Genomic DNA, 23910 nt, shown 5'->3' with positions numbered 1-23910 from the left:
CTCAATTTGAGAAGAAAAGACAACTAGTCTTATAGTCTATAAAACGCATTGTATCAAGGTTTTGAATATCTGATATGATGCGTTTTTATAATGTTTGAAGTTTATTGTCGTTTTCTTGTCTCAATTAGCCTTACATCGTTGTATATTGTTGAATTTCAAAAAGCTCATGAATCATCTGAAAAGTAGATTTCATGAGCTTTTATTTGTTGGCATTCTAAAGGGATTCATCAATCAAGTGTTTAAGATTTGATAGGAGATGCTCCAAAGTTAGGATTGTTTTCTGTTGGTTAGCTAGTTGGTAGAGATTTTGAAAGTAGTCTTGGATATCGTTCTCAAAATTTTGAGGTAGATGAGAGCAATTGTTTTTTGCGAACTGGAGCATGCGTTTTTCTCCTGGATGGAGCTGCTCATTGAAGGCGAAGAGCAAATCGAAATAAGAGGCGAAAAACTCACTAGTACGGTGATTGATGCTGAGTAAATCTTGGCGTTTGAGAGCTTTTTTGATTTGTCTTGAAAAAGCTGGCATAGCTTGGTCGAGAAGCAGGAATTGCTTGTTGATGATATTCTTTTTCAGCTCAGCTGGATAAGGAAGATTGTACTTTTTCTGGAGGGCAGCATAGTGACCATCTCGATCGTAGAGAATCTTGCTGTTGAGTAGATTGTACCACATACAAGTAGTGTAAGAATTCTGGGCTTGGTGCTCTAAAACTACGGCTTGTAAATCTTTGTCAAATTCGTCTAGAGAGCGGTAAATCAGCTCAATCTCTATGCCATTATTGAGAACACAATCATCCTCCAATTCCCAAAATTGATTGCCGATTTCCATATAGGAGCAGTATTTACTGAGGATTTCTTCTCTGATGTCTGGCGAGAGGGGAGCACTGAGGTAGACATATACATCATAGTCAGAGTCTTTGTCAAAATCTTGTCCAGCCCGTGATCCTCCTAGAGCTAGAGCCTCTACTTGCTCCAGTTGAGCCAATTCTTTAAAGAGATGTTGTGGCATAATGTTAACCTTTTTTATTTTTTGACATCATTCTAACAAAAAGCAAGGAGATTAGCAAGAGTGAAATGGAAATTTCTTTTCACATATTTGCTTATATTTGTTTAAAGCAATCCCACTGCCAAACAGTCGGTTCCTTTTTGGTTTTGACTAGCTTTTTTGTGAAAAATTGTGTAAAATAGAATAGATAAACGAGGGAAAACCTCGGAAAATTTAAAGGAGAATCCATCTAATGGTAAAATTGGTTTTTGCTCGCCACGGTGAGTCTGAATGGAACAAAGCTAACCTTTTCACTGGTTGGGCTGATGTTGATTTGTCTGAAAAAGGTACACAACAAGCGATTGACGCTGGTAAATTGATCAAAGAAGCTGGTATCGAATTTGACCAAGCTTATACTTCAGTATTGAAACGTGCGATCAAAACAACTAACTTGGCTCTTGAAGCTTCTGACCAATTGTGGGTTCCAGTTGAAAAATCATGGCGTTTGAACGAACGTCACTACGGTGGTTTAACTGGTAAAAACAAAGCTGAAGCTGCTGAACAATTTGGTGATGAGCAAGTTCACATCTGGCGTCGTTCATACGATGTATTGCCTCCAAACATGGATCGTGATGATGAGCACTCAGCTCACACAGACCGTCGTTACGCTTCACTTGACGATTCAGTTATTCCAGATGCTGAAAACTTGAAAGTGACTTTGGAACGTGCCCTTCCATTCTGGGAAGATAAAATCGCTCCAGCTCTTAAAGATGGTAAAAACGTATTCGTAGGAGCTCACGGTAACTCAATCCGTGCCCTTGTAAAACACATCAAAGGTTTGTCAGATGACGAAATCATGGACGTGGAAATCCCTAACTTCCCACCATTGGTATTCGAATTCGACGAAAAATTGAACGTAGTTTCTGAATACTACCTTGGAAAATAAAAAATTGTAAGTCTAGAATTGATTTCTAGGCTTTTTATGTTAGTATGGTAGTATGATAAGGAATAAAAAACAAGATTATGTATTGGTCTACAAGCAACCAGCGTCAACAACATATAAGGGTTGGGAAGAAGAGGCCTTACCAATAGGCAATGGTTCTTTAGGGGCAAAAGTATTTGGTCTTATTGGGGCTGAACGGATTCAATTCAATGAAAAAAGTCTCTGGTCTGGAGGTCCACTTCCTGATAGTTCAGATTATCAGGGTGGAAATCTTCAGGACCAGTATGGTTTTTTAGCTGAGATTCGGCAGGCTTTGGAAAAGAGAGATTACAATCGGGCTAAAGAACTGGCTGAACAGCACCTAGTCGGGCCAAAAACGAGTCAATATGGGACCTATCTGTCCTTTGGGGATATTCATATTGAGTTTAGTAATCAAGGCAAGACTTTGTCTCAGGTGGCGGACTATCAGAGACAGCTGAATATTAGTAAGGCAGTTGCGACGACTTCTTATGTCTATAAGGGAACGAAATTTGAACGTGAAGCTTTTGCGAGTTTTCCAGATGATCTCTTGATTCAGCGCTTTACTAAGGAAGGGGCAGAAACTCTAGATTTTACTATAGAACTGTCGCTAAGTCGTGATTTGGCTTCTGATGGAAAGTATGAGCAGGAAAAATCTGATTACAAGGAATGCCAGCTGGATGTCACTGATTCTTATATCTTGATGAGGGGACGGGTTAAGGATAATGACCTGCGGTTTGCTGGCTGTTTAGTTTGGGAAACGGATGGAGACATTAGAGTTTGGTCAGATAAGGCTCAGATATCAGGAGCCAGTTATGCCAATCTTTTCTTGGCTGCTAAGACTGATTTTGCCCAAAATCCTGCTAGTAATTATCGCAAGAAAATAGATTTAGAGAAACAGGTTAATGACTTGGTGGAGATAGCTAAAGAAAAGGGCTATGCCCAATTGAAATCAAGGCATATTCAGGATTACCAAGCCTTATTCCAACGTGTTCAATTGGATTTGGGAGCTGATGTAGACACATCCACTACAGATGATTTGCTAAAAAATTATAAGCCACAAGCGGGGCAGGCTTTGGAGGAGTTGTTCTTCCAGTATGGACGGTATTTATTGATTAGTTCTTCTAGAGACTGCCCAGATGCTCTACCAGCTAATCTACAGGGAGTCTGGAATGCGGTCGATAATCCTCCTTGGAATTCGGACTATCACTTAAATGTCAATCTGCAGATGAATTATTGGCCAGCCTATGTTACTAATCTTCTAGAGACGGCTTTTCCAGTCATCAACTATATAGATGATTTGCGTGTCTATGGTCGTCTAGCGGCTGCAAGGTATGCAGGAATCGTCTCTCAGAAAGGTGAGGAGAATGGTTGGCTGGTTCATACTCAAGCGACTCCTTTTGGCTGGACGGCACCTGGTTGGGATTATTACTGGGGGTGGTCACCAGCTGCCAATGCTTGGATGATGCAAACTGTTTATGAAGCCTATTCATTTTATAGGGATCAAGACTATCTCAGGGAGAAAATTTATCCCATGTTGAGGGAAACCGTTCGTTTTTGGAATGATTTTTTACATGAGGATCAGCAGGCGCAGCGTTGGGTCTCTTCTCCGTCTTATTCGCCAGAACATGGGCCGATTTCGATTGGCAATACCTATGACCAATCTCTAATTTGGCAGTTATTTCATGATTTTATTCAGGCTGCTCAGGAATTGGGACTGGATGAGGCTTTGTTGACTGAGGTCAAGGAGAAGTTTGACTTGCTTAATCCTCTTCAAATCACTCAATCTAGTCGAATCAGGGAGTGGTATGAGGAGGAAGAGCAGCATTTTCAAAATGAGAAAGTGGAGGCTCAGCATCGGCACACTTCCCATCTAGTGGGACTCTATCCTGGAACTCTCTTTAGCTACAAGGTACAAGAGTATCTTGAAGCGGCGCGTGCTAGCCTCAATGATCGTGGAGATGGCGGCACAGGTTGGTCTAAGGCCAATAAGATCAATCTTTGGGCGCGTCTAGGAGATGGCAATCGAGCCCATAAATTATTAGCAGAGCAGTTAAAGTCATCTACCTTGCCAAATCTTTGGTGTAGCCACCCTCCTTTTCAGATAGATGGTAATTTTGGTGCTAGCAGTGGAATGGCAGAAATGTTACTCCAGTCTCATACAGCTTATCTGGTACCTCTAGCCGCCCTACCCGATGCATGGTCAACAGGTTCCGTTTCAGGCTTAATGGCACGTGGACATTTTGAAGTTAGCATGAGGTGGGCGGATAAAAAACTCTTACAGTTGACCATTTTATCAAGAAGTGGGGGAGATTTGCGAGTCTCTTATCCAGATATTGAAAAAAGTGTGATTGAAGTGAATCAAGAAAAAATAAAATCGAAATGCATAGGGAAAGATTGTATTTCGGTGGCAACAGCAGAAGGTGATCTGGTTCAATTTTATTTTTAAGAAGATGTTATACTCTTCTAAAATCTCTTCAAACCACGTCAGCTTTATCTGCAACCTCAAAGCGGTGCTTTGAGCAACCTGCGGCTAGCTTCCTAGTTTGCTCTTTGATTTTCATTGAGTATTAGAAGGCAGTAGTTTGAGACTGCCTTTTAATAAGGATTTGAGAATGTAAGCAGTTTCCAACTAGTTGAAAAAGCGTTATAATGGTAGTAGGAAGTAATTTGTTTGAGAGAGGGTGGGTCTGATGGCTTATATTGAGATGAAACACTGTTACAAGCGTTATCAGGTTGGGGACACGGAGATTGTGGCCAATCGCGATGTGAATTTTGAGATTGAAAAGGGTGAATTGGTGATTATTCTAGGTGCATCTGGTGCAGGCAAGTCAACGGTTCTTAACCTTCTTGGGGGAATGGATACCAATGATGAGGGGGAAATCTGGATTGATGGTGCCAATATTGCAGACTATAGTTCGCACCAGAGAACCAATTACCGCCGCAATGATGTAGGCTTTGTTTTTCAGTTTTATAATCTAGTTTCCAATCTAACCGCTAAGGAAAATGTGGAGTTGGCTTCAGAAATCGTGACAGATGCCTTGAATCCTGAACAGGTCTTGACAGATGTAGGTCTGGCTCATCGTCTCAATAACTTTCCAGCCCAGCTTTCTGGAGGGGAGCAACAGCGAGTCTCCATTGCACGCGCGGTAGCTAAAAATCCTAAAATTCTCCTTTGTGACGAACCGACAGGCGCCTTGGATTATCAGACGGGCAAGCAGGTTTTGAAAATTCTGCAAGATATGTCTCGTCAAAAGGGAGCGACGGTAATCATCGTGACTCACAATGGAGCTTTGGCGCCCATTGCTGATCGCGTGATTCATATGCACGATGCCAGTGTCAAGGATGTGGTGAGGAACCAGTATCCTCAGGATATCGACAGTTTGGAGTACTAGCATGATCAAGCGAAAAACCTATTGGAAGGACTTAATTCAGTCCTTTACAGGCTCCAAGGGACGCTTTTTATCTATCTTGACATTGATGATGCTGGGTTCTTTAGCCCTAGTAGGCCTCAAAGTGACTAGCCCCAACATGGAGGCGACAGCTAATGCTTATTTAACAACTGCTCAAACCTTGGATTTGGCAGTTATGTCTAATTATGGTTTGGATCAAGCAGATCAAGAAGAACTAGAACAGATAGAGGGCGCAGAGATTGAGTTTGGCTATTTGACAGATGTGACTATGGAGAATGGGCAGGATGCCACTCGGCTGTACTCCAAACCAGAGCGAATTTCAACCTTTCAGCTAAGAGAGGGACGACTTCCTCAGTCAGACAAGGAAATCGCTTTGGCCACTCATTTGCAAGGCCAATACAGCATGGGACAGGAGATTAGTTTTAAAGAAAAAGAGGAGGGTCATTCCTCTTTAAAAGACCATACTTATACCATTACTGGTTTTGTGGATTCGGCTGAAATCCTCTCCCAGCGAGATATGGGCTACGCAGGAAGTGGAAGTGGGACTCTGACAGCCTATGGAGTGATTTTACCTAGTCAGTTTGATCAGAAAGTCTACAATATAGCTCGTTTGAAATATCAAGATTTGTCAGGATTAAATGCTTTTTCAGCAGCTTATGAAGAGAAATCCAAGCAACATCAGGAAGAACTTGAACAAGTTCTATCTGATAATGGCAAGGCACGTCTACAACTCTTGAGAAAAGAAGGACAAGAGTCTCTAGACAAAGGTCAAGAGACCCTTGACAAGGCTGAGACTAATTTGCAGGAAGGCAAGCGTCGTTTAGCAGCTACTCAAGCTCGTATACAGGCTCAAGAAAGTCAACTAGCCTTGCTTCCTCAAGCACAGAGAGAGCAGGCCAGTGCTCAACTTACCCAAGCCAAGCAGGAATTGAGCAAGGAAGAGGACAAACTAAAGCAGGCTGAACAAAATTTAGCCCAAGAAAAGGAAAAATTAGAAAAACATCAGCAAGTCTTGGATGATTTAGCTGAGCCCAAGTATCAAGTATATAATCGTCAGACCATGCCTGGCGGTCAAGGCTACCTCATGTACAGTAATGCTTCAGCCAGTATTCGGGCAGTGGGCAATATCTTTCCTGTAGTGCTTTATGCCGTAGCAGCTATGGTGACCTTTACAACCATGACTCGCTTTGTGGATGAAGAGCGAACACATGCAGGTATCTTTAAGGCCTTGGGCTATCGCAGTAAGGATATTATCGCCAAGTTTTTCCTCTACGGTCTAGTAGCTGGGACTGTCGGAACAGCTCTAGGTAGCATCCTTGGCCATTATTTACTAGCCAGTGTGATTTCAAGTGTCATTACAAAAGGAATGGTGGTGGGAGAAACCCAGATTCAGTTCTATTGGACCTATAGCTTACTGGCTCTTGTCTTGAGTTGGTTGGCGAGTGTGTTACCAGCCTATCTGGTGGCTCGGAGGGAACTTCATGACGAAGCAGCCCAGCTTTTACTGCCTAAACCGCCTGTCAAAGGAGCTAAAATCTTACTGGAGCGCATCGGTTTTATTTGGCGTCGTCTCAGTTTTACCCATAAGGTAACAGCCCGTAATATCTTCCGTTATAAGCAGCGGATGTTGATGACAATCTTTGGTGTGGCAGGTTCTGTAGCTCTGCTTTTTGCAGGTTTGGGAATCCAATCCTCTGTAGCAGGAGTTCCGTCTAGACAGTTTCAACAAATCCAACAGTACCAAATGATTGTCTCTGAAAATCCTAGTGCGACCAATCAGGACAAGGCAGAGTTGGAAGAAGTGTTGAAAGGGCAGGATATTCAAGACTACCAGAAAATCTATTCTAAAACGTTAGACAAGGATTTCAAAGGCAAGGCTGGTCTTCAGACCATTACCCTTATGATGACAGAGAAGGAGGATTTAACACCCTTTATCCGTCTGCAAAATCATCAGCAGGAGCTGTCATTAAAAGATGGAGTTGTCATCACAGCTAAATTAGCCCAGCTGGCAGGTGTTAAGGTTGGGCAGACTCTAGAAATTGAAGGTAAGAAGCTAAAGGTCGCTGCCATTGCTGAGAACTACGTTGGTCACTTTATTTATATGAGTCAGGCTAGCTATGAACAAATTTACGGACAGCTACCCCAAGCCAACACTTATCTGGTTAGGCTAAAGGATTCTAGTGCGACTAGTATCGAAAGGCAGGCAGGTTTACTTATGAATCAAGCTGCGGTGTCTAGTGTCGTCCAAAATGCTTCAGCCATTCGACTCTTTGACTCCGTTGCTAGCTCACTCAATCAGACCATGACCATCTTGGTCATCGTATCGGTTCTATTGGCTATTGTTATCCTTTACAATCTGACCAATATCAACGTGGCTGAGAGAATCCGTGAACTCTCCACTATCAAGGTGCTCGGTTTTCATAATAAAGAAGTCACCCTCTACATTTACCGTGAGACGATTGTCTTGTCTCTTTTGGGAGTCGTACTTGGTCTGGTATCAGGTTTCTATTTACACCAATTTTTGATTCAAATGATTTCGCCTGCGACTATTCTCTTTTATCCGAAGGTAGGCTGGGAAGTCTATGTAATCCCAGTGGTAGCAGTAAGCATCATTTTGACCCTGCTTGGTTTCTTTGTCAATTATCATCTGAGAAAGGTTGATATGTTAGAAGCTCTGAAATCTGTAGAGTAAGCTAGTTGTTTTTAACAGCTTAAACTTATATTTACTCGTACACAAAAATCCTCCGTTTCAAAGAGCAGGAAACTCTTTGTGACAGAGGATTTTTTCTATAGGGCTTTAGCTGCTGCAATTGCGGCTTCGAAGTTTGGTTCTGAGTTGATATTGTCCACGTATTCAACGTAGCGAATCGTATTGTCAGTGTCGAGGATAAAGACTGCGCGTGCCAATAGGTGCCACTCATTGATTAAGAGAGCATAATCACGTCCAAAGGAATGGTCGAAATAGTCTGAGAGCATGATGGCATTTTCAATACCTTCAGCACCACACCAACGTTTTTGGGCAAAAGGGAGGTCCATAGAGACAGTCAAGACGACCGTGTTGTCCAGTCCAGCCAGTTCTTCATTAAAGCGACGCGTTTGAGTTGAGCAGATACCTGTATCGATAGAAGGCACGACACTCAAGACTTTTTTCTTACCATCAAAATCAGCCAGAGATTTTTTAGAAAGGTCTGTTGCAGTGAGAGAAAAATCAAGCGCCTTGTCGCCGACTTGTAGTTGTTTACCTGTAAAGCTCACAGGATTTCCGAGAAAAGTTACCATAAGATACTCCAATCTTTTTTCTTCCATTGTAGCTGAAACGGTCAGAATTTTCCAATGATTTGACTGGAAATGTAGGCATAGAAAAAACGCCAGCTCATGTGAGAATGACGTTTTTCAGAGGCTTATTTTGCCAATCCTTCAGCAATCTTGTCAAGATTGTATTTCATCATGTTGTAGTAGCTGTCGCCTTCTTTACCTTGTTCTGCGATAGAGTCAGTAAAGATTTGTGCGTAGATTGGGATGTTTGTGTCTTGAGAAACAGTCTTCATTGGACGGTCATCCACACTTGATTCTACAAAGAGTGAAGGAGTTTTTGTTTGGCGAAGTTTTTCAACCAAGGTCTTGATTTGGTCAGGTGTTCCTTCTTCTTCAGTGTTGATTTCCCAGATATAGGCACTTGGGACACCATAGGCTTTAGAGAAGTATTTGAAGCATCCTTCGCTGGTTACGATGAGTTTTTTCTCAGCAGGGATGTTGTTAAATTTCTCCTTAGCTTCCTTATCAAGCTTGTCTAACTTATCAGTATATTCTTTGAGATTTTTTTCGTAGAATTCCTTGTTGCTAGGGTCTTTAGCGCTCAATTGTTTTGCGATATTTTTAGCAAAGATCATACCGTTTTCAAGGTTAAGCCAAGCGTGTGGGTCTTCTTTGCCTTTTTCGTTTTGGCCTTCAAGGTAGATAACATCAACGCCTTCGCTGACTGCAAAGTAGTCTTTGTTTTCAGTTTTCTTAGCATTTTCTACCAATTTTGTAAACCAAGCATTGCCACCAGTTTCAAGGTTGATACCGTTGTAGAAAATGAGGTCAGCCTCAGAAGTTTTCTTAACGTCTTCAGGAAGTGGTTCGTATTCGTGTGGGTCTTGACCAACAGGAACGATACTGTGAAGATCAATCTTGTCACCAGCAATATTTTTAGTAATATCAGCGATGATTGAGTTTGTAGCAACAACTTTTAGTTTTTGACCAGAAGCTGCATCTTTTTTTCCACTAGCACATGCTACAAGAGCGATGACGGAAAGAAAGAGAACGAGTAATGTACCTAATTTTTTCATTAGATCCTCCAATTTATTGGGGTTTTGCCCCTTATTTTAACAAATGTTTATTTTTCAGTTTCAAATATCGTTGTTTTGGAGCGATAAAGAAGCTAATGAGAAAGAAACTAGCAGCTGTGAGCACGATACTAGAACCTGCCGCAACGTTAAAGCTATAACCGATAAAGAGTCCCAAAACTGAAGCTATCGCTCCAAAGGTTGAGGAAAGGAAAATCATGCTTTTCAGGCTATTAGCATAAAGATAAGCAGTTGCAGCTGGGGTAATCAGCATGGCTACAATCAGGATAGTTCCGACACTTTGCATGGCTGTCACAGACACGAGAGTCAAGAGTACCATGAGAAGGTAGTGATAGAAATTGACAGGCATTCCCATGGCTTTAGCCAAGAGTTCATCAAAGGAAGTTATCAAGAGTTGCTTGAAGAAAATCCAGATTAACAAGAGAATGACTGCCCCAACACCCATAGTAATAAACATATCCGTATCTTGGACGGCTAGGATATTACCAAAAAGGATATGGAAAAGGTCAGTTGAACTTTTAGCGACACTAATCAAGATGATACCGAGGGCTAAGAAAGAAGAAAAGGTAATGCCGATGGCGGTATCGCTTTTGATAATCGAGTTCCCCTTGATGTAGGTAATGATGATAGCAGCTAGCAATCCAAAGACAATGGCTCCGATAAAGAAGTCAACGCCCAAGATGAAGGAGAGGGCTACACCTGGCAAGACAGCATGTGAAATGGCATCTCCCATGAGTGACATCCCGCGTAGAATGATGAAACATCCTACAGCTCCAGCTACGACCCCGACGACAATGGCTGTTATCAAGGCATTTTGTAAGAAATGGAATTTTTGCAATCCATCGATAAATTCTGCAATCATAGGTCACCTCCATTGAAAAAGAGTCGATTACCGTAAGCTTCTTTGAGATTGGCTTCGGTAAAGGTTTCTTTGGTTGGACCAAAGGCAATCACTTCTCGATTGACAAGCAAGACTTGATCGAAGTAGTGGGGAACCTTGCTGAGGTCGTGGTGGACGATGAGAACCGTCTTCCCAGCTTTTTTCAGATCTCTCAGCGTATTCATGATGATTTCCTCACTGACAGAGTCAATCCCAACAAAGGGTTCATCCAAGAGGATATAGTCGGCTTCCTGTACCAAACATCTGGCAATCAAGACCCGCTGGAATTGACCTCCAGACAGTTGACTGATTTGCCGTTCAGCATAGTCAGCTAGACCGACGATTTCAAGGGCTTCTTGCACTTTCTTCCAATGTTTAGCCTTTAAACTTCGAAAGAGAGGGATAGAGGGAAAGAGTCCTAACGAGACACATTCCTTGACCTTGATGGGAAAGTTGTAGTCGATATTGATTTTTTGTTCGACATAGGCGATTCGATGTAAGGATTTTTTAACTTCCTTGTCATCGAGAAATGCCTGACCTTGATGTGGGATAATTCCCAGCATCCCTTTTAATAATGTTGATTTTCCAGCACCGTTTGGACCAATGATACCGGTAATTGTTGGTCCTTGGAGCACTAGTGAAATATCCTTAAGTGCCAATGTTTCTTTGTAGGAGACACTGAGGTTTTCGATACGTATCATAGACTTGTATTCCTCCTGTCTCTTAATATACATTAAAAAAAAAATTAAGTCAAGTTAATTTTTGAAAAAATTAAAATAATAACTGAAAAATGATGGAAAAGGAAAGTTCATTTTTAATTGCATTCCCAAGCAATTTTTGTTAAGCTAGCAATAACTTAAAAAAAATGAAAGCGAGAACAAGATGACACGTTATCAAGACGATTTTTATGATGCTATCAATGGAGAATGGCAGAAGACGGCTGAAATCCCAGCAGATAAGTCTCAAACGGGAGGTTTTGTTGATTTAGACCAGGAAATTGAAGACTTGATGTTGGCGACAACAGACAAGTGGTTGGCAGGAGAAGAAGTGCCTGAGGATGCTATCTTGGCAAACTTTGTTAAATACCACCGCCTAGTACGTGATTTTGACAAGAGAGAAGCTGACGGTATCACACCTGTTTTGCCTCTTCTTAAAGAGTTCCAAGAATTGGAGACTTTTGCGGATTTCACAGCTAGACTAGCAGAGTTTGAACTTGCAGGAAAACCAAACTTCCTTCCTTTTGGTGTATCACCAGACTTTATGGATGCTAGAATCAATGTTCTATGGGCTAGTGCTCCAAGCACAATCCTGCCAGATACGACCTACTATGCAGAAGACCATCCTCAGCGCGAAGAGCTCTTGACTCTTTGGAAAGAAAGCAGCTCAAATCTCCTCAAGAAATATGATTTCTCTGATGAAGAAATTGAAGATTTGCTAGAAAAAAGACTAGAATTGGACCGTCGAGTTGCGGCAGTGGTGCTCTCTAATGAAGAAAGTTCAGAGTATGCTAAACTTTACCATCCATATGCTTACGAAGATTTCAAGAAATTTGCGCCTGCTCTACCTTTGGATGACTTCTTCCAAGCCGTTCTTGGACAAGTACCAGACAAGGTTATCGTAGACGAGGAACGTTTCTGGCAAGCAGCAGATCAATTCTATAGTGAAGAGGCCTGGCCTCTCCTCAAGGCAACCTTAATTTTAAGTGTTGTCAATCTCTCAACCAGCTATTTAACAGAAGAAATCCGTGTCTTGTCAGGTGCCTATAGCCGTGCGCTTTCAGGAGTTCCAGAAGCCAAAGACAAGGTCAAGGCAGCCTACCAGCTAGCACAAGGTCCTTTCAAACAAGCCTTGGGTCTCTGGTATGCCCATGAAAAATTCTCCCCAGAGGCTAAGGCAGACGTGGAGAAAAAAGTGGCAACTATGATTGATGTTTATAAGGAACGCTTGGCTAAAAATGACTGGCTGACTCCTGAAACTCGTGACAAGGCCATCGTCAAACTCAATGTTATCAAGCCTTATATCGGTTATCCAGAAGAATTGCCAGAACGCTATAAGGACAAGGTAGTGGATGAGACTGCTAGTCTTTTTGACAATGCTCTAGCCTTTGCGCGTGTAGAAATCAAGCACAGTTGGAGCAAGTGGAACCAGCCTGTAGACTACAAGGAATGGGGCATGCCTGCTCATATGGTCAATGCCTACTACAATCCACAGAAGAACCTGATTGTCTTTCCAGCGGCTATTTTACAAGCACCTTTCTATGATTTGCATCAGTCATCTTCTGCTAACTACGGGGGTATCGGGGCGGTTATTGCCCATGAAATTTCTCACGCCTTTGATACCAACGGAGCTTCCTTCGATGAAAATGGTAGCCTCAAGGATTGGTGGACAGAGAATGACTATGCTGCCTTCAAGGAGAAAACACAAAAAGTTATTGACCAATTTGATGGACAAGATTCTTATGGTGCAACCATCAACGGTAAATTGACTGTGTCAGAAAACGTGGCTGACTTGGGAGGAATCGCTGCGGCGCTTGAAGCAGCTAAGAGAGAAGCAGACTTCTCAGCAGAAGAATTCTTCTACAATTTCGGTCGCATCTGGCGCATGAAAGGTCGTCCAGAATTTATGAAACTTTTGGCTAGCGTTGATGTGCACGCGCCAGCCAAACTCCGTGTTAACGTCCAAGTGCCAAACTTTGACGACTTCTTTACGACCTATGATGTCAAAGAAGGCGACGGAATGTGGCGTTCACCAGAAGACCGCGTGATTATTTGGTAAAACAAAACCCAAGGATTTTTGTCCTTGGGTTTTAACTTGCTAGAAAAAAGGATTGAAGGTCTTTTCGTGAGCGATGGTCGTAGCTGGACCATGCCCTGGATAGATATCATAGTTTGGTAGGGTGAAGAGTTGGGTCTGGATACTATGAAGGAGTTGCTCCATGCTACCAGTTGGAAGGTCCGTTCGTCCAATAGTTTCTCGGAAAAGAGCATCCCCTGTCAAGACTAGGTGAGCATCAGGAAAGACGATAGAAACACCGCCAATAGAATGTCCTGGTGTTGACAAGACAGTAAAACGAAATTCCTCCAGTTGGTATTCCTCATGAAAGCTAAAGGTGTGTTCTGCAGGTTTTGCGATCACATCTGCCATATCATCGTGGCGAGGAAGCCCAGAGAGATTATCGACAGGAGTATAGAGCCAGCTGGCTTCACTCTCTGCGATATAGACCGGAGGATTGCCAAAAGTCTCGCGAACTAGATCCAGACTCATGATATGGTCATAATGGGCGTGGGTAAGGAGAATAGCGCAGATAGGTTTGTTGATGTTTTCTATTGTCTGACGAATAGCTTCCCAATGGCTTCCAGGATCGACGACGATGAGGTGTTTTTCACCTTCCAAGTAATAGGTATTTTCATAAGCAACAGGATTCACGGTTTTATGGATTTTCATATTAGCTCCAATCTCAAAGAATGTACTAATACTCTTAGAAAATTTCTTCAAACTGCGTCAACTTTATCTGCAACCTCAAAGCAGAGCTTTGAGCAGCCTGCGGCTAGTTTCCTAGTTTGCTCTTTGATTTTCATTGAGTATAAATTAAGTATAGCACAGTTGGGGAGAATAGGTAAGGATTTAGAATGAACTTAAAAACCAGCATGACTAGATGAAGACAGGCTGGTTATCAATTTATCAATATTGGAGAGGTGTCAATTGCCCTTCATAGGTTGCATAAACTCCGTCATTAGCTTGTTTGATAGACGTGATGTTTAGAGTGCCACCGTAGTTGGCTTCTCGTTTATCGCTATATTCACTATAAGTTATCCTATTTGGCAGGTTCTGGTCGTTAGCGTAGTATTGAACGACTGTTTTTTTATAGCTTTGCTGGCTGAATAGAAACAGGCAACAAACTCCTAACACTAGGATAGCAAAGATAGAAATAGCAGTTTTTTTCATAGGTGTTCTCCTTATAAACTAAAGGATAAAAGAAAGTATCTTGAGGGTTTTTAATTCCAAAATTCAGTCAAGCTACCAGTGTATGTGACACGAGTTCCATCGTTTATCTTTTGTATCTTCAATGGAATTGGGGAAGTCAGAAAGTCTTTCGGTTACAATATGGTTTCCGTTCTTCTATCTCTCCTTCTATCACCTAAGTTTAAAATCTAACTTCGTAATATATTATAGAATAATAATTCAGAATTATCAAGCAATTCTGAATTATTTTTTTCTTATTCTGTTCCAATCTAGTTTTCATATTCTTAAAAAAGTGATAAAATGGTAGGAAGAATTGGAGAGTAGAGATGCCAAAAGAAGTGAATTTAACAGGCGAAGAAGTTGTCGCTTTAACCAAAGAATATTTAACAGAAGAGGATGTCCATTTTGTCCATAAGGCCTTGGTCTATGCGGTGGATTGCCATAGTGGTCAATACCGCAAATCAGGAGAGCCTTATATCATTCACCCGATCCAAGTAGCAGGTATTTTAGCCAAACTCAAGCTGGATGCTGTAACGGTAGCTTGTGGTTTCTTACATGATGTGGTAGAAGATACAGATGCGACCTTGGACGATTTGGAAAGGGAGTTTGGTCCTGATGTGCGCGTGATTGTCGATGGAGTTACCAAGCTCGGTAAAGTTAAGTACAAGTCTCACGAGGAGCAATTAGCGGAAAATCATCGCAAGATGCTTATGGCCATGTCTGAGGACATCCGTGTTATCTTGGTCAAACTGTCTGACCGCTTGCACAATATGCGGACGCTTAAACATCTTCGAAAAGACAAGCAGGAGCGCATTTCCAAAGAAACTATGGAAATCTATGCACCTCTTGCTCACCGTCTGGGGATTTCTAGCGTCAAATGGGAATTAGAAGATCTATCTTTCCGTTATCTCAACCCAACGGAGTTTTACAAGATTACCCATATGATGAAGGAAAAACGCAGAGAGCGTGAAGCCTTGGTGGATGAGGTGGTCACAAAATTAGAGGAATATACGACAGATCGTCATCTAAATGGGAAGATTTACGGTCGTCCCAAGCATATTTACTCGATTTTTCGCAAAATGCAGGATAAGAGAAAGCGTTTTGAGGAAATCTATGACCTGATTGCTATTCGCTGTATTTTAGATACCCAAAGTGATGTTTATGCCATGCTTGGTTATGTGCATGAACTTTGGAAACCAATGCCAGGTCGTTTCAAAGACTATATCGCTAACCGCAAGGCCAATGGCTACCAGTCTATCCATACGACTGTTTATGGGCCAAAAGGACCGATTGAATTCCAGATTCGAACCAAGGCCATGCATGAGGTGGCTGAGTACGGGGTTGCGGCTCACTGGGCTTATAAGAAAGGCATTAAGGGGCAGGTTAACAGCAAGGAATCAGCTATTGGGATGAACTGGATTAAGGAGATGATGGAGCTCCAAGACCAGGCTGATGATGCTAAGGAATTTGTGGATTCTGTTAAGGAAAACTATCTGGCTGAGGAGATTTACGTCTTTACCCCAGATGGAGCTGTCCGTTCCCTTCCAAAAGATTCAGGACCGATTGACTTTGCCTATGAAATTCATACCAAGGTCGGTGAAAAAGCAACTGGTGCCAAGGTCAATGGCCGTATGGTTCCACTGACAACCAAGCTCAAAACAGGGGATCAGGTTGAAATTGTCACCAACCCTAACTCCTTTGGACCGAGCCGTGATTGGCTCAATATGGTCAAGACCAGCAAGGCGCGTAACAAGATTCGTCAGTTCTTTAAAAACCAAGATAAGGAATTGTCTGTCAATAAGGGTCGTGAAATGCTGATGGCCCAGTTCCAAGAAAATGGCTATGTGGCCAATAAATTCATGGACAAGCGTCATATGGACCAAGTCCTTCAAAAGACCAGCTACAAGACAGAAGAATCCCTCTTTGCGGCCATTGGTTTTGGAGAAATCGGTGCTATTACTGTCTTTAATCGTCTAACTGAGAAGGAACGTCGTGAGGAAGAACGTGCCAAGGCCAAGGCTGAAGCAGAGGAACTTGTCAAAGGTGGCGAGATCAAGGTTGAAAATAAAGAAACCCTCAAGGTCAAGCATGAGGGTGGTGTGGTCATTGAAGGTGCATCAGGCCTCCTAGTGCGGATTGCTAAGTGTTGTAATCCAGTGCCTGGTGACGATATTGTTGGCTATATTACCAAGGGGCGTGGTGTGGCTATTCACCGTGTGGACTGTATGAACCTGCGTGCCCAAGAAAACTATGAGCAACGTCTCCTTGATGTGGAATGGGAAGATCAGTACTCTAGCTCAAATAAGGAGTATATGGCTCATATCGATATTTATGGACTCAACCGTACAGGACTGTTGAACGATGTACTACAAGTTCTTTCAAACACAACTAAGAATATCTCAACAGTCAACGCTCAACCAACCAAGGATATGAAATTTGCTAATATCCATGTGTCCTTCGGCATTGCCAACCTCTCGACGCTGACTACGGTTGTGGACAAGATCAAGAGCGTGCCAGAGGTTTATTCTGTCAAACGGACCAACGGCTAATTGTCCTAGTTCTTACTAGAAAGGCTATTATGAAAATCATTATCCAACGAGTTAAAAAAGCCCAAGTGAGTATCGAAGGTCAGGTTCATGGGAAAATCAATCAGGGGCTTTTATTGCTGGTTGGTGTTGGACCAGAGGACCAAGAGGAAGATTTGGACTACGCTGTGAGAAAGCTTGTCAATATGCGGATTTTTTCAGATGCAGAAGGCAAGATGAACCTGTCTGTCAAAGATATTGAGGGAGAAATCCTCTCTATTTCTCAGTTTACTCTCTTTGCGGATACTAAGAAGGGCAATCGTCCAGCCTTCACAGGGGCAGCCAAGCCTGATATGGCATCAGACTTCTATGATGATTTCAATCAAAAATTAGCGCAAGAAGTGCCCGTTCAGACAGGCATCTTTGGAGCTGATATGCAGGTTGAGCTGGTCAATGACGGACCAGTTACCATTATCCTAGATACTAAAAATAGATAAGAAAGACCAAGCCCAGCCGGCTTGGTTTTTCTCATCTATCATAAAATACTCCAAAATGCAATCGGTTCTTGATATGCTTGAGGGAAGTTTCTTTTCAGGCTTTGGCAGGTGCGATAGGAAGGGATGAGGTGTCCTAGGGTTAGGAGAGTTCCCTGAAGGAAAAGTGGCACACCACTCAAACATATCAAGGAGAGAATGATCAGGCTATCCCATAGAAGGATTTGTAAGGCAAAACGCCAGAATCTCGGTCTAATCTGGGAATAGAGGTGACTAAAGTGGTCACAAAGTTGGTTTGAAAGATAGGTCAATAGCACAGGATGAAAGAAAATGAGCCAACCGCTATAAATCAAAATCCAGTCCCAAGTAAGCCCCCCTTTAAATGTCAAAAATGCCAGCATGATTCCATCAATGACAAGGAGTTGAGTGGTTTTGATGAAGATGATTTTTTTCATGATAACCCCTCCTTTTCCTTAGAGACACTCCCATAAAGAGATATGTTTGTCGTAAAAGTCTGGATAGTTGTCTCTTAGGTAGTCGGCCGTCATATAATATAAAGTAGAATGGCAAGCAGTGATGATTGGCATAAGAGAGAGAAAACGCTGAGAACTAACGAAGGTTAAAAGGACAAAAAATAGAAAATCAATGGAGAGAATCCCTAAATAGTAGAAGCGAATCTTTTTATTGATTTTAGGATAAATCTCAGCGAATTGATGTTTGAGTCGGACAAGCAAGCGAAATAGCAGGAGTCCTTGAGCAAGGAGGAAAATAAAACCAGAGAGCAAGAGCCATTCTAAAGCTGTCTCGGGTCTAGTGATAAAAAATGCAAATAGTAGTAAATCAATGATTGCAATTGCTGTAAAATGGATTCTAAAGAGTTTTTTCATGACAAGACCTCCCTCTTTTATCTATCTTCATTCTACTCCAAAAGAATGGAAGTTACAACTAAAATGATAAAAAATTTTAGTAAGGAGATTCTGTTAGATTTCTTTATTTGATTTCCCTCTTATTGTTCCACCTCTTCATCATTCCAGACAAATAAAGCTCCGATTGCATTGAGGATATAAAAGATGTATTTTCCGATATTGGCAAAATTTCCTTGAATACCAGCTTTTGTCAGCTGAACGAAATTGTAAATCAACCAAAAGCCCCACTGAGTTGTTAGTTTCAATGCGTTAAAAGCATTGGCAATGAGGGACAGTGCAAAGGCAATAGTTGTTACGTAGGCAAGGAGATTCATCTTTCCTCCATAGCCGATATAGTTGGTCGCAAAGGCAAAGAGGAAGGCGATGATGGAAATGATAATGGCCGCCAATTTTAGCTGTTTTTGACTCATTTGGTTGGGTCTGCCTTCTTGCGAAGCTTCCCATTTCTTAATCGCAAAGGTATAGATGAGGAAGGTGACGGGATAGGTAATGATGGCTGCCTTATTTCCAAGGATATAATCAATAGTGCCGGACAAAATGGTATTAACAATACCAAAGTAATTTCCCCATTTGCTTAATTTTCCCGTGAAACGAGTGGACAACATGGAAATCCCAACATTGGTTACGGAAATCAATCCAAAGGGAACAAGAGCTGTCCATGGTCCCCAGTCTACGAATTTGTCGAGACGGGAGTTGAGGTAACCAGATGCAATCGCAATCCCAACGACCAAAGCAACCCCGAAGAGGTCAAACCATTTGGATGTAGCAAAAATTTTTAGTGATTTTTTCATATGTTAAAATATATTTCTTTTTTACAAATATTCTACAACTAAATGAAAGTAAAATCAAATGATAGAAATAAAACCCTGAAAATAAAACTTTCAGGGTTGGTTGGGTACTTGAGAAATTAGTCGATTTTCTCGACGTAGAGTTGTTTGGCAATGTCCATACCTACTTGTAAATCCTCGTCTTTACTAAGGATAGTGAAGGTGTTGCTGAAGCCATCAAACTGCTTGACTTGGAGCTGGTCACCGATGTGAAGTGAGTGCTTATCCAAATAACTGAGAATGTCAAAACTATCATGCACCCGAGTCAGGCGGTAGGCGCCAGCTTCCTTGATATCAGCTAGTGGGAGGTTATTGATTTCAACTAAGAGTTCTCCCTTGGCAGGAATAGTTCCTCCGTGAGGGCAGGTTTTGGGGAATCCAAGCAATTTTTCCAGTCTCTCCACGAATAGCTCAGAGACAGTATGTTCCAAGACCTCAGCCTCCTCGTGAATCTGGTCACTCGTATAGTCTAAATGATGAACTAGAAAAACTTCAATCAAGCGGTGTTTACGGTAGAGTTCAGAGACCAGTTTAAGTCCAAGGTCAGTCAGTAGATAGCCACATTCCTTGTCCTTGAGGATGAGATTTTCACTCTTCATCCGTTTAATCATTTCAGTTACGGCAGGGGGAGAGACTTGCATACGAGCCGCAATTTCCTTGTTGGTGATTTTATGCAGGTCTGTGCCAATTTCATAAATACATTTTAGATAATCTTCTTTATTCGGGGTCATTCGTTTCCTCTTGTCTAATATCTTTATCTAGTATATCAAAAAAAGCTAGATTTCTCTAGCTGTGACTTTTTATGTTATACTTATTGCAAGAGAAAAAACGAGGAGATGAATATGACAAAAATAGCTCTTCTTTCAGATATTCATGGAAATACTACAGCCTTGGAGGCTGTTTTGGCAGATGCTCGGCAGCTAGGAGTGAATGAATACTGGCTTTTGGGAGATATTCTCATGCCAGGGACAGGGCGTAGAAGGATTTTGGACTTGTTGGCTCAACTACCGATTACAGCTAGAGTTTTGGGAAACTGGGAAGATAGTCTGTGGCATGGTGTCCGCAAGGAACTAGATAGTACTCGTCCTAGTCAACGTTATCTCTTGCGCCAGTGCCAGTATGTTTTAGAGGAAATTTCCCTAGAAGAAATCGAATTGCTCCACAATCAACCACTCCAGATCCATCGTCAGTTTGGGGATTTGACGGTGGGAATTAGCCATCATCTTCCTGATAAGAACTGGGGACGAGAGTTGATTCATACTGGAGCGCAGGAGGATTTTGACCGCTTGGTGACCAATCCCTCTTGTGATATTGCTGTGTATGGTCATATTCACCAGCAGTTGCTTCGTTACGGGACTGGTGGGCAATTGATTGTCAATCCGGGTTCGATTGGGCAACCTTTCTTTCTAGATGCTCAGTTGCGGAAGGACTTGCGGGCCCAGTATATGATTTTGGAGTTTGATGACAAGGGCTTGGTAGATATGGATTTCCGACGGGTGGACTACGATGTGGCAGCTGAATTGCAACTGGCTAAAGACCTGAAACTTCCCTATTTTGAGGTGTATTATGAAAGTCTGGTCAATGGTATCCACCATACTCATCATCAGGAATTTCTGAGTGAATTGGCCCAGAAAGAGGGTTATGATAAGGAATTAGATGCTTGGTTGAAGGGTGGTAATGATTGACATTACAACTAAAAAGGGTATAATAAAAGAAAAAGAAGAGTAGAGGCAGGGTAGCCTCGTAAAAAGGAGAAGAGGATGCAAATTCCAAGTAGATTTACCATTGCGACTCATATGCTGATTATCATTGCCCTTAAGGGGAAGGAAAGCAAGGTGACCAGTGATTTTTTAGCTGCTAGTGTCGGGGTCAATCCTGTCATTATCAGAAAGACCTTGTCCCAGTTGAAGAAGGCAGAGCTGATTTCAGTAGCGCGTGGAACAGGCGGAACAGAGATTGTTAAGGATCTCAAAGACATTAGTCTATTAGATGTTTATCAGGCGGTTGAGTGTCTTGGTAAGACTGGTCAACTCTTCAGTTTCCATGACAATCCAAATCCAAATTGCCCTGTAGGAGCTCATATTCATGATGTTTTGGATCAAAAATTGGAGAGAATTCAGTTGGCGATGGAGGCTGAACTTGGTCAGACCAGTCTAGAACAAGTCGTGGCTGATGCAAAGAGTCAAATGAAGGAGTGAGAGGGATAGATGCCCTCTTTTTATCTATGTAAAATTGTGATAAAATAGAATCATTAAAGGAGGAAGAAATGTATCTCGTTATAGGAATTGTGTTGGCCTTTATAGTGTCATTTTGGAAGGATAATAGAAGTTTGTGGAATCCAGTATTATTCTTATTATCCCTCATTTCCAGTTATTTTTATCTAGGCTACCTTTTTTATCAAAATGGGTATGAGAAGATTCATTTCGCTTTTTTTATATTTCCCTTTATTTTACTTCCTTTTTTGCTTTTTCTAAGTGGCATCTTTCTAATCTATAATGGGGTCATTTTGTTGAAGCGAGAGGGACGTTCAAAGGCTAATTATCTCTCCATGCTCCTTGGAATAGTCATTTTGCTATTTTTTGCTTTGATGTCATTTCGATTGGGAGGACGACATGAATTATTTTACACCAATCACTTTCTAAATATTTTATTTGCATTTATTGCTTATTCTTACTTTATTTTTGGTTTTGCTTTTGTGGCTTTTATTCTGTACTCTATCTTGTATCTCTTTATTCCTAAGAAGAAGCATTATGATTTTATTATCATTCATGGTGCAGGTTTGTTAGACGGAGAAAAGGTAACACCTTTGCTGAAGAGGAGAATTGATAAGGCAGTGGAAGCTTATCACAAGTCTAAGAATCCTCATATCAAAATCATTGCCAGTGGTGGTCAAGGAGGAGATGAGAAGATTTCTGAAGCGCAGGCCATTACAAACTATCTTCTTGAAGAGACAGATGTTCCCCAAGATGCGATTATTCTGGAAGATCAATCAAGGACTACCTACGAGAACCTTCTCTTTTCTAAGGAACTTGGTGAGGAACTGGTAGCCAAACCTCAATTCCTCTTTGTTACAAATGACTATCATGTCTTTAGAACCAGTACTTATGCTCGTAAGCTAAATATGAAGGGAGATGGACTCGGATGTAGGACAGCAGGCTACTACATACCATCTGCTTTTATTCGGGAGTACGTGGCTCTCTGTGTCAAAATGAAATGGCTCTTCCTCGCCTTTTATGTTCCGATATTAGTTATCATTTTGCTAGCCTATAAAGGGGTTATTTGGTAGTTAGATTTTATTAAAAAAGACTTAGAATGTACATGAAAATATGTATTCTAGGTCTTTTTTTGTATTCATTTGATTTTTGAAAGGTATTATCTATTTTTCCAGGCTTGGTAACGGGTATCAATCAATAACTGGGTAAGGCGTCCCATAGTTTCCCTTTCTTCTGGAGTGAGGGATTGCGCTTGGACAAAGAGATGATGAATGTGTTCAATAACCTTGAAGGAAGACAAGTCATTGATGGAGCTAATGCCAGCATCAAGAATGGTGCCAAAGAAGAGGTCGAAGTAAAGCTGAAGTTCCTCATCAGGGACTGTGGCCACCCACTCCTTGATGGTTGTGTCAACTTGTTGGCTATCACTGTTGGTTTTATCTAGTTGGACGAAGTGCTTGTCTTCAATCTGCCAACTAAAGGTATCGTGCTGGGCGATACCACCTAAGGCAGTACTGTGCACGATGATTTGGTGGTTAGGGATTTCCAACATCATACCGATGATGGAACCTTGTGGAATGAAGACCTTGGTTCTATCCATTATCCTTTGATAGCCCTCGGTTTGTGTCAGTTTTTTATGGAGACCAGGCGCATCAAAGGTATAAACTGCTGTAATCTGATCTTGCAAGCTTTGCTCAATTTGGCTAGCAGCATAGATGGCTAGATTTCCTCCCTTGGAATGCCCAGCCAGAGTGACCTTTTGCTTAGGATGGTGGGCAAAAAAGTTCTTTAAATAGCGAAGGGCGTGCTTTTGAGCAGGAATTTCCTTCATATAGGTCAGGTGGAAATCTTCCTTCCAGCCAATGATACTGTCATCTGTACCTCGAAAAACAATCAGATAGGTGTCGAGAGTGAGACGGTAGGTCATAGCCGCAAATTGTTTTTGCAGTTCAGGGTCAATGTCGTTGATGAAATGGGAGAGTTTGCAATTTTTGAAGCGCTTGTGTTGAGCTAGTTCATCTAATAGCTGGAGGCGATTTTTACTGGTCAACATGTTAGGTTCTCTTATAACCTGAGGTGCTAGGTCTAAAAGACGCTGAGGAGTTGTGGAGACAAGATTATCAAAGGAGAGATAGGTTGTTTCTGTTAAGGCTAAAACATCTAATTCATTCAAAGGTAAGTCGTAAAAGGAATCGTGTGCGACATCTTTCAGATAGTCAAAAATATTGGTCATAAGAGCTCCTTTCTTTTTATTTATCTTATCAAATTTCCCTCAAATTAGCTAGTAGGACTGGCTCACTTTGTTGACTAAAAACAAGCTATTTCAAATTCATACTCTTCGAAAATCAAATTCAAACCACGTCAGCTTTATCTGCAA

The 23910-nt window shown here is 41.7% G+C and carries 23 protein-coding genes; 10 read left to right on the top strand and 13 right to left on the bottom strand.

Going from position 1 to position 23910, the window contains the following annotated elements; all coding sequences use genetic code 11:
- Positions 1-214: 214 nt before the first annotated feature.
- Complete coding sequence (locus tag QM843_RS02510) at positions 215-1006, bottom strand: nucleotidyltransferase domain-containing protein (RefSeq protein WP_414304449.1); 792 nt, start codon at positions 1004-1006, stop codon at positions 215-217.
- Positions 1007-1235: 229 nt separating this feature from the next.
- Between QM843_RS02510 and QM843_RS02505 the strand changes: the two genes are divergently transcribed.
- The 4 genes from QM843_RS02505 to QM843_RS02490 all read left to right on the top strand — a co-directional run bounded on the left by QM843_RS02505 (position 1236) and on the right by QM843_RS02490 (position 8048).
- Positions 1236-1928 (top strand): phosphoglycerate mutase, encoded by a 693-nt coding sequence (locus QM843_RS02505; protein ID WP_000240129.1) that lies wholly within the window; start codon positions 1236-1238, stop codon positions 1926-1928.
- A gap of 52 nt (positions 1929-1980) precedes the next feature.
- Positions 1981-4392 (top strand): glycoside hydrolase family 95 protein, encoded by a 2412-nt coding sequence (locus QM843_RS02500; RefSeq protein WP_414304448.1) that lies wholly within the window; start codon positions 1981-1983, stop codon positions 4390-4392.
- Between the two features lie 244 nt (positions 4393-4636).
- Positions 4637-5338, top strand: coding sequence for an ABC transporter ATP-binding protein (locus QM843_RS02495; protein ID WP_049551309.1), 702 nt, complete (start codon positions 4637-4639; stop codon positions 5336-5338).
- Between the two features lies 1 nt (position 5339).
- Entirely contained in the window at positions 5340-8048 is a 2709-nt protein-coding gene (locus tag QM843_RS02490) for an ABC transporter permease (protein ID WP_414304447.1), read from the top strand.
- A 95-nt stretch (positions 8049-8143) separates the two neighbouring features.
- On the opposite strand, the gene tpx is transcribed toward QM843_RS02490, so the two are convergent.
- From tpx to QM843_RS02470, 4 genes are all read right to left on the bottom strand, one after another.
- On the bottom strand, positions 8144-8635 hold the full coding sequence (tpx, locus tag QM843_RS02485) for a thiol peroxidase (RefSeq protein ID WP_049535060.1): 492 nt from the start codon (positions 8633-8635) through the stop codon (positions 8144-8146).
- A 122-nt stretch (positions 8636-8757) separates the two neighbouring features.
- Positions 8758-9687, bottom strand: a complete 930-nt coding sequence (gene psaA / locus QM843_RS02480; RefSeq protein ID WP_000733074.1) for a metal ABC transporter substrate-binding lipoprotein/adhesin PsaA — start codon at positions 9685-9687, stop codon at positions 8758-8760.
- A 31-nt stretch (positions 9688-9718) separates the two neighbouring features.
- A complete protein-coding gene (locus QM843_RS02475; protein WP_049500957.1) occupies positions 9719-10567 on the bottom strand; it encodes a metal ABC transporter permease in 849 nt (282 codons plus the stop codon).
- A complete protein-coding gene (locus QM843_RS02470; protein ID WP_070842407.1) occupies positions 10564-11286 on the bottom strand; it encodes a metal ABC transporter ATP-binding protein in 723 nt (240 codons plus the stop codon). The genes QM843_RS02475 and QM843_RS02470 overlap by 4 nt, the downstream gene beginning before the upstream one ends.
- Before the next feature lie 181 nt (positions 11287-11467).
- Here QM843_RS02470 and pepO point away from each other — a divergent pair, with 181 nt between their 5' ends.
- On the top strand, positions 11468-13360 hold the full coding sequence (pepO, locus tag QM843_RS02465; protein WP_414304446.1) for an endopeptidase PepO: 1893 nt from the start codon (positions 11468-11470) through the stop codon (positions 13358-13360).
- A gap of 39 nt (positions 13361-13399) precedes the next feature.
- Here the strand turns inward: pepO and QM843_RS02460 are convergent, their stop codons facing one another.
- Positions 13400-14029 (bottom strand): MBL fold metallo-hydrolase, encoded by a 630-nt coding sequence (locus QM843_RS02460; protein WP_414304445.1) that lies wholly within the window; start codon positions 14027-14029, stop codon positions 13400-13402.
- 237 nt (positions 14030-14266) lie between these two features.
- Positions 14267-14494 (bottom strand): hypothetical protein, encoded by a 228-nt coding sequence (locus tag QM843_RS02455; protein WP_314726171.1) that lies wholly within the window; start codon positions 14492-14494, stop codon positions 14267-14269.
- A 380-nt stretch (positions 14495-14874) separates the two neighbouring features.
- Here QM843_RS02455 and QM843_RS02450 point away from each other — a divergent pair, with 380 nt between their 5' ends.
- Positions 14875-17097: a RelA/SpoT family protein gene (locus QM843_RS02450; protein ID WP_414304444.1), complete on the top strand. Its 2223-nt coding sequence runs from the start codon at positions 14875-14877 to the stop codon at positions 17095-17097.
- A 29-nt stretch (positions 17098-17126) separates the two neighbouring features.
- A complete protein-coding gene (gene dtd / locus QM843_RS02445; protein WP_247949571.1) occupies positions 17127-17570 on the top strand; it encodes a D-aminoacyl-tRNA deacylase in 444 nt (147 codons plus the stop codon).
- Positions 17571-17608: 38 nt separating this feature from the next.
- Here the strand turns inward: dtd and QM843_RS02440 are convergent, their stop codons facing one another.
- From QM843_RS02440 to QM843_RS02420, 5 genes are all read right to left on the bottom strand, one after another.
- Complete coding sequence (locus QM843_RS02440; RefSeq protein WP_150922523.1) at positions 17609-18022, bottom strand: hypothetical protein; 414 nt, start codon at positions 18020-18022, stop codon at positions 17609-17611.
- Between the two features lie 18 nt (positions 18023-18040).
- A complete protein-coding gene (locus tag QM843_RS02435) occupies positions 18041-18454 on the bottom strand; it encodes a hypothetical protein (protein WP_265493529.1) in 414 nt (137 codons plus the stop codon).
- Positions 18455-18573: 119 nt separating this feature from the next.
- The gene (locus QM843_RS02430; RefSeq protein WP_414304443.1) at positions 18574-19284 is read right to left on the bottom strand and encodes a nicotinamide mononucleotide transporter; all 711 of its coding nucleotides are present in this window, start codon (positions 19282-19284) and stop codon (positions 18574-18576) included.
- A complete protein-coding gene (locus tag QM843_RS02425; protein WP_414304442.1) occupies positions 19241-19435 on the bottom strand; it encodes a hypothetical protein in 195 nt (64 codons plus the stop codon). The genes QM843_RS02430 and QM843_RS02425 overlap by 44 nt, the downstream gene beginning before the upstream one ends.
- Positions 19401-20051: a metal-dependent transcriptional regulator gene (locus QM843_RS02420; RefSeq protein WP_125420126.1), complete on the bottom strand. Its 651-nt coding sequence runs from the start codon at positions 20049-20051 to the stop codon at positions 19401-19403. Before QM843_RS02420 ends, QM843_RS02425 begins: the two co-directional genes overlap by 35 nt.
- A gap of 111 nt (positions 20052-20162) precedes the next feature.
- On the opposite strand from QM843_RS02420, the gene QM843_RS02415 reads away from it, so the two are divergent.
- The 3 genes from QM843_RS02415 to QM843_RS02405 all read left to right on the top strand — a co-directional run bounded on the left by QM843_RS02415 (position 20163) and on the right by QM843_RS02405 (position 22606).
- Positions 20163-21005, top strand: coding sequence for a metallophosphoesterase family protein (locus tag QM843_RS02415; protein WP_414304441.1), 843 nt, complete (start codon positions 20163-20165; stop codon positions 21003-21005).
- Between the two features lie 75 nt (positions 21006-21080).
- Positions 21081-21518 carry an Rrf2 family transcriptional regulator gene (locus QM843_RS02410; protein WP_265473023.1) on the top strand — a complete coding sequence of 146 codons (438 nt, stop codon included), beginning with the start codon at positions 21081-21083 and terminating at the stop codon, positions 21516-21518.
- 68 nt (positions 21519-21586) lie between these two features.
- Positions 21587-22606 carry a YdcF family protein gene (locus QM843_RS02405; protein ID WP_414304440.1) on the top strand — a complete coding sequence of 340 codons (1020 nt, stop codon included), beginning with the start codon at positions 21587-21589 and terminating at the stop codon, positions 22604-22606.
- Between the two features lie 86 nt (positions 22607-22692).
- On the opposite strand, the gene QM843_RS02400 is transcribed toward QM843_RS02405, so the two are convergent.
- Positions 22693-23766, bottom strand: coding sequence for a DUF2974 domain-containing protein (locus tag QM843_RS02400; protein ID WP_414304439.1), 1074 nt, complete (start codon positions 23764-23766; stop codon positions 22693-22695).
- Positions 23767-23910 lie beyond the last annotated feature (144 nt).

Origin of the sequence: Streptococcus mitis (assembly GCF_047463435.1) — a bacterium.
In the GTDB taxonomy this organism is placed as follows: Bacteria; Bacillota; Bacilli; order Lactobacillales; family Streptococcaceae; genus Streptococcus; species Streptococcus mitis_DS.
The sequence above is the reverse complement of the archived record's forward strand: the minus strand, read 5'-3'. Positions and strand labels throughout refer to the sequence as shown.